Raw genomic sequence first — 12,072 nt, forward strand, 5'->3', positions numbered from 1 at the left:
AAGAGATGTCTATGGATAACGTTCAATCAAGACAACCGTCCAACCTGATCCCGATGATTATGCTGGGGATGCTGTTTTTCATCTTCGGATTGGTGTCATGGGTCAATTCCATCCTGATACCTTATTTCAAGGTATCCTGCGAATTGACACATACACAATCCTACCTGGTAGCCCTGGCATTCTACATCGCCTATCTGGTCATGTCCATCCCTGCCGCCCGCCTGATTGGGCGGGTAGGCTCAAGACGGGGTATTATGATCGGATTATGGCTGATGTCAGCAGGAACGCTCATGTTTGTTCCTGCCGCCTATACAAGAGCCTATTCTATATTCCTGACCGGGCTGTTCACCATAGGAACCGGGCTGTCCATACTGCAAACGGTAGCCAATCCTTATGTAACCATACTCGGCCCGATAGAATCCGCGGCACGGCGTATCAGTATTATGGGACTTTGTAATAAGATTGCCGGTATTCTCGCACCTTTATTATTCGCGGCTGTCATCCTGAAATCGACAGACAATGAATTATTTGAAGTACTTAAAAACAACAGTGTTACGGGCGTAGAGAAAGATATTCTACTGGATGGTTTAATCCGCAGAGTCATTGTTCCTTATTCCGTACTTGCATTGTTCCTGTTTTTATTTGGTTGCGCCATCTACTTCATCCGATTGCCGGAACTGGGGAATAATCAACAGGAAGATATCGCCCATGCCAGCAAAGACCGCAAATCTATCGGCTCATATCCTTATCTTATCATGGGGGTATTTGCCATCTTCTTTCACGTGGCGGCACAAGTGATCTCCATTGATACTATCATCAGTTATGCGGAGAGTATGGGGTTCAATCTTCAGGAAGCCAAGATCTTCCCCAGTATTACATTATCGTGCGCTCTTGTCGGTTATTTTCTGGGTATCCTGTTGATTCCGCGTTTTGCCAGTCAGCAACTCATGCTTCGGATTTCTACCATAGGCGGATTGATTCTGTCAGTTTGCGTACTATTCATCCCCGGCACGATACAGATGTCCGGCCATACGACTTCACTTTCTATCTGGTGTCTGAGCCTGATGGGAGTCTGTAACGCATTGATTTATGCCGGGATATGGCCGCTTGCCATACATGACCTGGGACGCTGGACAAACCTAGGTTCTTCATTTATGGTGATGGCTTTGTGCGGAAATGCGTTTATGCCTGTCATCTATGGATTGATAGCAGACCATCACGGACTGCGTAGCGGATATATTGTACTGATACCTTGCTTTCTTTACTTGATTTTTTACGCTTTCTATGGATATAAAATTAATCACTGGTCAGAACTATGGAAATTAAAAAAGGACAAATAACCAGAATATTCAACGGAGAAATCATCACTCCGGAAAAGAATCTCGGAATAGGTACCGTACTTATTTCCGAAGGAAAAATCATAGGCGTGGAATCCGGAAATTATAAAGTGGCAGACAGTGTGGATTATGATGCCAAAGGCGGTTTTATCGCTCCCGGTTTTATAGATCTGCATACTCACGGCGCAGGCGGCTCCGATTTCATGGATTGCACGGAAGAGGACTGCCTTACCATTGCCCGTGAGCATCTCAAGCACGGAACAACCCTGCTCTACCCCACGACTCTGGCTTCGGACAACCAGGAACTGCTTCGTTTCCTTGATGTATATGACCGCGTAAAAGGACAAAATGCCGGTGCTGCATTCGGTGGTTTGCATCTGGAAGGCCCCTACTTTGCCTATGCATTCCGGGGAGCGCAAGACCCTCGTTATTTGCGCAATCCTGCCCCCGAAGAATATATGGAGATATTGGACAGAAGTCAGGATATTGTTCGGTGGAGTATTGCTCCCGAACTTCCCGGTGCTTTAGAATTCGGCGATCTGCTGCGAGGAAAGGGAATTCTTCCTTCCATTGCCCATACCGATGCCGTATATGAAGACGTGGTAGAAGCTGTTCGTCATGGCTTTACGCATATCACCCATTTCTATTCCTGCATGAACGGAATTACCCGGCGGAATGCGTATCGCTACGCAGGATGTATCGAAGCCGGTTATCTACTGGACGAAGTGACCATTGAACTGATTGCAGACGGAATACATGTTCCGGCGCCTCTTATGAAACTGGCTGTTAAAAATAAGGGAGCGGAGAAGATAGCCTTAGTAACCGATTCTATGCGTGGCGCAGGTATGCCCGAAGGAAAAAGTATACTGGGAAGCCGGGAGAAAGGACAAGAGGTCATCATCGAAGGCGGAGTAGCCAAAATGCCCGACAGGCAGTCTTTTGCGGGAAGCGTGGCAACAGCCGACCGCTTGGTACGAAATATGCATCAATTGGGAGAACGCTCCATCGAGGAAGCTGTATGCATGATGTCCCTGACTCCCGCCACCATTATGGGAATCCAGGAACAAAAGGGTAAAATAGCCAAGGGATATGATGCTGACATTGTGGTGTTCAATGCAGACATTCAAATTCAACAAGTATTTATTAATGGACAACAATATTAGAGTAACTATGGAGATTATTGAAACAACAGAAATAAAAGAATTAAAAAAAGACAATTTACGCATCCGCATATGCGACAGCCGTTACACTCTGGGCATGGATGCCGCCCAAACTGCAACGCAAGTCATTAACCAATTATTAACCCATAAGAAAGAAATTAATATCCTATTTGCAGCAGCTCCCTCACAAAACGAGTTTCTTGCTGTCCTGCAAAAGCAAGACCTTCCATGGCATCGTATCCATGCTTTACACATGGATGAATATGTCGGGCTAAAACCTGACGCCCCACAACGTTTCGGAAATTTTCTCAAAGAGCATATCTTCGATTCCGTTCCTTTTCAATCGGTAAACTACTTGTTCAGGGAAGGAGCAACCCCCGAAGAAATCTGTAATACTTATGAGCGAATCCTTCAGGAACACCCTCTCGACATTATCTTTATGGGAATCGGGGAAAATGGGCATATCGCCTTCAATGATCCGCATGTAGCCCGTTTCGATGATCCGCAGTCAGTTAAAATCGTATCATTGGATGAAGTTTGCCGTATGCAACAAGTACATGACGGTTGTTTCTCCCATATTGATGAAGTTCCCCGACAGGCTGTCACCGTCACTATTCCCGTCATGCTAAAAGCTAGCTATATTTTCTGCATGGTTCCGGGAAAACCGAAAGCAAAGGCTGTGAAGAATACATTGTATGGCCCTATCAGTACAGAGTGTCCGGCATCCATACTCCGTACGCATCCGCATGCCACACTTTATTGCGATTTGGACAGCGCATCACTTTTACCCATTTAAAATAGTAACCATGAATAACAATCTACATTGTTTTATATACAAAAGCCTGTTTCTGCTAGGTATTTTCTTGTGTTCGTGCGCTCCTGCAAAAAGTGCGCAGCACTCTTCTGACTTTAAAGTCAGAGCTTTCTATCTGGATTGCCGTACGCAAGTAATGACGGTTCAGGCTATTAAAGATTTCGCTTCCGATTTATCCACGAAAGGAATTAATACCCTACTGATAGAATATGAGGCAACTTTTCCTTTTCAGAAACATGCTACTTTATGCAATCATTTGGCTTTCAGCCGCGATGAAGTCAAAGATATTATCAAGCATTGCGCTTCGTTGGGAATAGATGTAATACCCTTGCAGAATTGTTTCGGGCATAGTGAATACATCTTGCGACATGACCGGTATGCCCATTTACGGGAAGACAGAAAAGAAGTATCACAGGTATGTCCGCTGAAAAAAGAAGAGGCGAAAAAAGTATTCCGGGAAATATTCCGGGAAGTGGCGGAGTTGCACCCTTCTCCTTACTTTCATATAGGAGCTGATGAAACTTACCTGCTAGGAAGTTGCGCGCAATGTTCCAAAACCGATAAATCACGTCTCTTTGTTGATTATATAAAGGCGATGTATGAGGTGGTCAAAGAGATGGGGAAACAACCTATCATTTGGGCGGATATTATTCTGATGCATCCTGAAGCCGTACAGGAATTGCCCAAAGACCTTATCTTCGTAGACTGGAACTATGGTTGGGAACCGGATCGTTTCGGTAAGCTCGAAAATCTATTGAAACTGGGTGTAAAGATGTGGGGAGCAACGGCTTTACGTTCCGCACCGGACAATGTGTATTTAACTCAATGGATGAAACACTTTGATAACCTGACTACGTTTCTACCTTTTGCCCGCTCGCATGGGTATGAAGGTATCATAGAAACATCCTGGTCTACTAGCGGTACGTATGGCTTTCATTACGATAATGGTTGGGAAGTTATCAGTATGCAGCCTGTCCGCCAGGTTTACCCGATGTCCGGATTCCAGATATTAATAGACGCTTATTGCCAAGCAGCTAACTCCCAAGAAGCATTAAACTCCCGGGACTTTATCTTAGCATACGCGCAACAACGGTATGGGCTTTCCAACGAAGAATCACAAATCTTCTTTGACTATTTCTCCCTTCCCCAAGAGTTGGTTCGCAATGGAAAGGATACCAAAGGTACGGCTATCGGGCAGGTTATCTCAAGTAACAAAGAATTCAGAAACAAATTCAACAAGCTCTCGCCACGGCAACATTCCAATGAATTTGAGCATTATCGGTTAATGTTGGATCTGCGTATTAATTATCTTAGCTATAAAGAGATTGAGTTCATTTATAATTCAGACAGTTATGATATTGCTCAAGCGGCAGGGCTTGCTCAAAGACTGAATAAAATAATATCCGAAGCTGACAAACTGGATAAACGTTTTGTACATATCAACAAAGGGTATTTAAAACCCGGACAGTCAGAAGAGATTAATTCCCTGAGAACGGAAAAGATGAAAGAATTATATCATGCTTTACATAGGCAGACTAAAATCTAAACGGTATGAAAAAACTATTTTTACTTATACTGGCAGGTATATTTTCAATATACAACTCTAATGGACAGACTGTGTCTTATTCTGTTATACCTGCCCCGCAAATGGTTAATTCTGCCGGGCAAGATTCTTTTCACCTGAAAGAGAATACAACTATTGTTTACCCAAAAGGTGATGAACTATTGAAACGTAATGCTGAATTCTTGTCCGAATATATCGGGCAAGCGACAGGCAAAGCACTCGCCATCCGTACCTATACGAAAGAAAGAAAAGCCAATAATACAATAATATTGGCATTAGACCCTACAATAAAAAATAAGGAAGGATATATCCTGACTACTACCTCAAAAGGTATCCGTATCAGCGGACAAACTGCCAACGGAGTATTCTATGGTATCCAAACCTTACGGAAAGCCATTCCTGCTACTGTACAAAAGGCTGAAATATCATTGCCTGCCGAAGAAATTAAAGATGAACCACGTTTCAGTTACCGGGGGATGCATCTGGATGTATGCCGCCATTTTTATCCTGTGGAATTCGTAAAAAGATACATTGATTTGTTAGCCCTACATAATATGAATACTTTCCATTGGCATTTGACGGAAGATCAGGGATGGAGAATCGAAATCAAAAAGTATCCGGAGTTAACCGAAATCGGTTCTATACGCAGCAAAACCGTGATAGGGAAAGCTGGGAGCGGAAAGTACGATAATACGCCTTACGGCGGTTTCTATACACAAGAGCAAGCCAAAGAAATTGTAAAATACGCCCAAGAACGTTTTATCACTGTTATTCCTGAAATTGATTTGCCGGGGCATATGCTGGCTGCACTGGCTGCGTATCCTGAATTAGGATGTACAGGCGGGCCGTATGAAGTATGCCCCGACTGGGGAATTTTTGATGATGTGCTATGCATTGGTAATGATAAAACTTTGCCATTCTTAGAGGATGTATTAGCGGAAATCATAGAAATCTTCCCGTCGAAATATATTCATATCGGTGGTGATGAGGCACCGCGTACCCGATGGAAAGAATGTACCAAATGTCAGGCACGTATCAAAAACGAAGGTTTGAAAGCAGATAAAGACCATACTGCCGAAGATCGTTTGCAGACATTCTGCATGACACATATCGAAAAGTTTCTAAATGGTAAAGGACGACAAATCATCGGATGGGAAGAGATTCTAAAAGGTGATGTTGCCCCTAATGCCACCGTCATGTCTTGGCGAGGTATTCAGAGTGGTATCAAGGCTGCCCAAATGGGACACGATGTGATCATGGTTCCTAAAGTTCACTGTTACTTCGATTATTATCAAGCTAAAGATACAAAGCAAGAACCTCTTGCTATCGGTGGATTTGTGCCGATAGAAAATGTATATAACTTGAATCCTGTGCCCGCCGAACTAACACCCGAACAGCAAAAACATATTCTCGGAGCACAGGCTAACTTATGGTCGGAATATATACCGACTACCCAACAGGTAGAGTATATGGTATTACCACGCATGGCGGCTCTTAGCGAAGCATTATGGACACAGCCACAATCAAAAGATTATGAAAGTTTCCTGCAACGGCTTCCATGGTTAGTAAAGTTATATCAAAGAGATGGGTTCAATTATGCCAAACATGTGCTTCCGTAATCTTTCCGACAGAAACCACTAATTCATGTAAAATAAGCACGTAAAGACCTATAATTTTTTAGAAGAATGTCTTCCAATACAGAAGTTACCGAAAAAGACTTCAGTATTGGGAGACATTCTTCTTTTGTTATCCATTCAAAAAAGGGATAAAATCATATTTGAACAAAATTGCAAGCCTTTTGAATCATATTTAAAAGCGATATTCAACTTTTTGACTTCATTTGCAAAAACAAAAATGATATGAAAACACCCAATTCTAAATTTGATTATATCGGTATCTTATATTTTATACTGATTTCCATTATGATTATCATACTACTAATTTATATAATATAAGACACAGAAATTAATTTTAAATACAATACCTATATGAAAAAAGAACATTCACTTTTATTCTTGCTATTCATTAAGAGAATAGTCGGATTAAAATCCCACCGATTGGAAAATCTACTTAGATTTTCATTCATTCTCTTATGCGCCATGAATACATCGCTCTCTTTTTCTCAAGATAAAGAGCTAAAAGTAATTGGAGTAGTAACCGACACCCAAAACAATCCCCTACCTGGAGTCAGTGTCCTCATAAAAGGTAGCTCAACAGGTGTTGTCAGCAACCTGGATGGTAAATACGCAATTGCTGTTCCAAATCAGAACTGTACTCTCATATACTCGTACACAGGTTTTGCAAAACAGGAAATTGCGGTGAAAGGCAAAAGGGTTCTGAATGTAGTCCTGAAAGAATCTGTGAAAGAATTAAATGAAATTGTAGTTGTCGGATATGGAGCCATGAAAAAGAGGGATATCACCGGTTCCATCGCTTCCATCACTTCGAAATCTATCGAGGAAAGAAATGCCATTTCAATCACTGATGTACTACAGGGACAAATGGCAGGTATTGAAATCACTTCCGGTTCCGGAGCACCGGGCGAGGGCTCTGATATTCGGATTCGTGGAACTTCCACTTTCGAAGGTGGAGTAAAACCTTTGTTTGTTGTTGATGGAGTTCCTTTTGAGAGCATTGACGATATTAACCCTGCGGATATCGAGTCTATCGAGGTTCTTAAAGATGCTGCTTCAGCAGCCATTTATGGTTCACGCTCCGCCAATGGCGTTATTTTAATATCAACCAAACAAGGTGAAAAAAGTCGTCCCAGATTGGACATACGTTATCTGAAAAGTTTTAGTACCCTGACTCGTAAGATGCCAAAAGCTAATGGAGCAGAACGCAGATACTATGACAAAGTTCGTCAGAAACTTACTAATGGAGTAAATGGATATAATATCAAAGACTCATTGGCTTTCTTCAATAACCAAGATATTGACTTACAGGATTTAATTTTCCGTACTGCATCCAGGGATCAACTCGATTTAAGCGCAAGCGGAGCCTCTGATAAATTCAAATATTATGTAAGTGCCGGTTTACTTTCTGACAAAGGTATCATCCAGAATAGTAGTTATACACGTATTACTACTCGCATTAATGGTGAATATAAACCCAACAAGTACATTACTTTGGGCAGCAAGCTACACCTTAGCATAGTCAACAAAAAAGGTATTTCCGAAGATGGCGTGCTGAATCAGTTACTTGAGCGCCCTTCCTATTGGGCTATATTCAACCCGGATGGCAGTTATGTACCCAATATCAGCAGCAGGCGCAATCCTTATGCAGTAATGATGGATGATGTTCAAAAGAATCAGAACTATAAGGCATCCATATTTGAATATCTGGAAGTTAACTTTAATAGTAAATTCAAGTTCAATACGAATGTACAGGGAAACTTTATTCTTGACCGGAATCAGTCATATCGCCCCTCTCCGCAATTGGCGGTAACCGAACGTACTACCGGCAGAGATCTATCCGAACTAAATTACGACTGGGCAAACGAAAACTATTTCAGCTATGTCGACAATTTCAAGTTCCATAATATCAATGTAATGGTAGGTAACAGTATACAGGGATGGGCCAGAGAAAACATGAATATAGTGGGATTGGACTATACCACTGATATGATTTACACATTGAATGCCGCTTCGTTATTTGATACACAAAAGACATATACACGTATGTACCGCCACTCTATGACATCATTCTTCGGACGCGCCGCATACAATTATAAAAGCCGTTACCTGCTTAATGCCAATATCCGTGCCGACGGTTCTTCACGTTTCGGTTCATCCAAACGCTGGGGTGTATTTCCTTCCGCTTCTATCGGATGGCGTTTCTCCGACGAACGTTTCATGAGATGGAGCAAGCGATTCTTAAGTGACGGAAAACTGAGAGCCAGTTGGGGTATCACTGGAAATCAGGAAATCGGCGATTACGATTCATGGCAGCTATATAGCCCGAACTACATTTATGAAGGTGTCTCCGGAATTGCAGCAAGCAACTTGGCATATAATGGTTTAAGTTGGGAAGAAACTACTCAATACAACATAGGTTTAGATCTACAGTTATTCAACAGTAAAGTTCGAATTGTAGCAGATTACTATAAAAAGAACACAGACAAATTACTGTGTCAGGTAGAAGTTCCCAAAGAAACCGGATTCACTACCATCCGTAAGAATGTAGGTTCAATGTCGAATGAAGGTTTTGAATTTTCACTTGACTATGACGTACTTCGCCTGAAAGACTTCAGTTGGTCATTGAACTTCAATATTGCTCACAATACCAGCAGAATCAAACAGATTGCAGACGGAGTCCCTTTCTATAAGGGAATGGATGATGCCATTTATGTACAACCCAACTCCAAGCTGGGAGAGTTCTATGGATACAAATATTTAGGAATCTATCCTTATAATGAATCCAATGCTTATACCAAAGACTGGAACCAACTGACACCGGAATTTACCAACGGAACCTTTACCGGAAAATATCTCATCAACGGCACAGAGTATACAGGAGAAATTCTACAAAAGAAAAGTTCGGATGGTAACCCGTTAAAAGGTGGTGACGTGGATTATGTAGACATAAACGGAGACGGAATTATTGATGTATCCGACAAGACAATAATCGGTTGCGCACAACCCGACGTATATGGCGGATTCAGCACTAATTTCTCATACAAAGGTATCTCTTTATACATATCATTTTACTACTCCTTAGGTGGTGATATTTACAACTATGCGGAAGCTAAACGTAACAAGTTCTCCTATGACGGTGCAACACCTTCGCCGGATGCCATTGCCAATATGTGGACAGGACCGGGTGACATAGCCAAATATCCGGCTCCGATCAACAAAGAACACAACAGACTTCCGCCATCCAGTTTCTACATTGAAGACGCCTCTTACATCAAGCTACGCAATGTAAAGCTAAGCTATTCACTACCTAAGAAATGGATAAATACGGTATGGATGAAAGCAGCTACCGTTTATGTATATGGCAACAATCTCTTGACCTTTACCAATTATAAAGGTTATGACCCTGAATTCTCATTGGGAACAAGCGATCCTTTGACTTTAGGTATCGATCAGAATCGTTATCCGAGAAAGAGAGAATATGGACTAGGCGTAAATGTGACATTCTAAACAACAAGTAATCATGAAATCTAAATATTATACTATCATCCTGACATTATCGCTACTATGTGCTTCGTGCAGCGATTTTCTAACAGAAGAACCAATTAGTGACCTGACAGCCGGAAGCTTTTGGAAAACGGACAAAGACGCGGAAGTGGGAATTGTCGCGATATACAGCGCTTTTTCAAAAGCAATCTCACCGGGAATGTGGGACTGGGGAGAACTCCGTGCCGACAACTATATTCCTCACGACAAAGATGCATTCGATCAAAAGGAAATGATTTACAACAATATACAGGTTGACAATCAGGCTGCACTATGGACGGATTTGTACAGTGTCATCAGCAGAGCCAATGCGGCTATCAAATACATTCCCCGCATTACCATGACACCTAACAAGAAGAATAATCTCCAAGCCGAAGCATATGCTTTACGCGCATGGGCTTATTTCTACTGTGTACGTGTATGGGGCGACGTGCCTTTATACACAGAACCAATAGAAGAAATCTCGCAAGGTATCTACCGGGAACGTACAGATAAAAATACCATTTTTCAGGAAGTCATCTTACCGGACCTTGAAAAGGCTTATTATCTGATCGACAAGACTTCAACTGTCCGTACCCGAATTAATGTCGCCACTATATGCGCACTCACAATGGACGTAAACGCATGGTTACATGATTATGAGAAAGTGGTAAGTACGATGAAAGAAAAGGTACAAATATTGAATAAGCGGAATTGGGGACTCTCCGCTTTGACTCCGGAAACGTTCGCAAAAGACTGGAGAGCAATCTTTATAGAAGACAATCAAGCCGAAACCCCGATAGAAGTGATATTCAAATTAGCCTATGACCAATTGGGAAACGGTGAGAACCAATCAATCAACTACTTTGCAAGCTCCCAACCCAGAGTATTTCTATCCGATAAAATAAAAGGTATGTATGGCATACTGGATAAACGATTTGGCAGTACGCAATGGGAAGACATAGGTGAAGGCAAAACGCAATTGAAAAAGAAGTTTTGGCCGGATGGCACCATTTTCGTGGGTACAGGCCGTGTATATTCAGACAATGATTTAGTACTATACCGCTACGCTGATATTGTATTATTATATGCCGAAGCGTTAAATGCATTGGACAGAACTCCGGAAGCTATCACCGAGCTAAACAGAACAAGAACCCGTAGTGGAGAAAACCCATTTTATGCAAGCGACTTTGTAAGTAGTGACGAGATTCTCGACGCAATACTGGAAGAGCGGCAAAAAGAGTTTGTCGGTGAGGGTAAACGATGGTTCGACCTGGTTCGCTGCAACCGTTGGCAAGAAGTGATGGAACCAATTAATGGAATGAATGATGAAAGAAAAGTATTATTCCCCATTCATCGCGATCATATCAATCAGAATCTCAATTTAAAACAGAACCCCGGTTATTAACAAACTAAGATCAGCAAACTTATGAAAACTTTAAAACTTTATATCATATTATGTATTTCCAGTCTGTGTTTATTCAGTTGTCTGGACATACAAGACAGTTATGATTATGAACCAGCTAATATAGACAACAATGTTTATATGAATACATGGGAATTTATCCAGTCACGCCCGGATGCGTTCTCATCTCTTCAGACCGCCATCGAATGTTCAGGGATAGATCTGTCGATATATACTCAGACTGAAAAAAAATACACCTACTTGTTACTTCATAATGATGCATTCAAAGGGGCAAATGGTATCTTGTCCAACTATGGAGTAGCATCTATTGAAGACATGGACAAAGAGACATTAACAAACATCTTATTGTATCATGTGATAGACGGATATTACCACGGACTCGGCACTCTCAATTTTGATCCGATCAATGTGATTACTTTATGGAAATCACCGAATGCCTTTATGACATTAAAGCTGAATAATTCTGCTTCTATCGAGTCTTATTCACGTCTGGTCATCAACGACATGTTGGGCAACAGTACTCCGGTCACAGCAATGACCAGCAATATCCTGACAACCAATGGGGCTGTACATGTAGTAGGTCAAGAAATCGTTTACAAACCATAATCTTAA

8 protein-coding genes are annotated in these 12,072 nt (G+C 41.8%); all 8 read left to right on the plus strand.

Annotation, left to right across the window (positions count from 1 at the left end):
• The first annotated feature begins 5 nt into the window (after positions 1 to 5).
• The 8 genes from BQ7997_RS12610 to BQ7997_RS12645 all read left to right on the plus strand — a co-directional run bounded on the left by BQ7997_RS12610 (position 6) and on the right by BQ7997_RS12645 (position 12,066).
• Positions 6 to 1,340, plus strand: coding sequence for a sugar MFS transporter (locus BQ7997_RS12610; protein WP_073346770.1), 1,335 nt, complete (start codon positions 6 to 8; stop codon positions 1,338 to 1,340).
• On the plus strand, positions 1,316 to 2,500 hold the full coding sequence (nagA, locus tag BQ7997_RS12615) for an N-acetylglucosamine-6-phosphate deacetylase (protein ID WP_073346771.1): 1,185 nt from the start codon (positions 1,316 to 1,318) through the stop codon (positions 2,498 to 2,500). The genes BQ7997_RS12610 and nagA overlap by 25 nt, the downstream gene beginning before the upstream one ends.
• Positions 2,484 to 3,293 (plus strand): glucosamine-6-phosphate deaminase, encoded by an 810-nt coding sequence (locus tag BQ7997_RS12620; RefSeq protein ID WP_235817287.1) that lies wholly within the window; start codon positions 2,484 to 2,486, stop codon positions 3,291 to 3,293. Before nagA ends, BQ7997_RS12620 begins: the two co-directional genes overlap by 17 nt.
• 10 nt (positions 3,294 to 3,303) lie before the next feature.
• Positions 3,304 to 4,857: a family 20 glycosylhydrolase gene (locus BQ7997_RS12625; protein ID WP_083589228.1), complete on the plus strand. Its 1,554-nt coding sequence runs from the start codon at positions 3,304 to 3,306 to the stop codon at positions 4,855 to 4,857.
• A 5-nt stretch (positions 4,858 to 4,862) separates the two neighbouring features.
• A complete protein-coding gene (locus BQ7997_RS12630; protein ID WP_073346772.1) occupies positions 4,863 to 6,494 on the plus strand; it encodes a beta-N-acetylhexosaminidase in 1,632 nt (543 codons plus the stop codon).
• A 480-nt stretch (positions 6,495 to 6,974) separates the two neighbouring features.
• Entirely contained in the window at positions 6,975 to 10,019 is a 3,045-nt protein-coding gene (locus BQ7997_RS12635) for a SusC/RagA family TonB-linked outer membrane protein (protein WP_159436762.1), read from the plus strand.
• Between the two features lie 13 nt (positions 10,020 to 10,032).
• Positions 10,033 to 11,442, plus strand: coding sequence for a RagB/SusD family nutrient uptake outer membrane protein (locus BQ7997_RS12640; RefSeq protein ID WP_022138380.1), 1,410 nt, complete (start codon positions 10,033 to 10,035; stop codon positions 11,440 to 11,442).
• A gap of 21 nt (positions 11,443 to 11,463) precedes the next feature.
• Positions 11,464 to 12,066, plus strand: a complete 603-nt coding sequence (locus BQ7997_RS12645; RefSeq protein WP_022138379.1) for a fasciclin domain-containing protein — start codon at positions 11,464 to 11,466, stop codon at positions 12,064 to 12,066.
• Positions 12,067 to 12,072: the final 6 nt, after the last annotated feature.

This window comes from Bacteroides congonensis (assembly GCF_900130125.1).
GTDB lineage: Bacteria > Bacteroidota > Bacteroidia > Bacteroidales > Bacteroidaceae > Bacteroides > Bacteroides congonensis.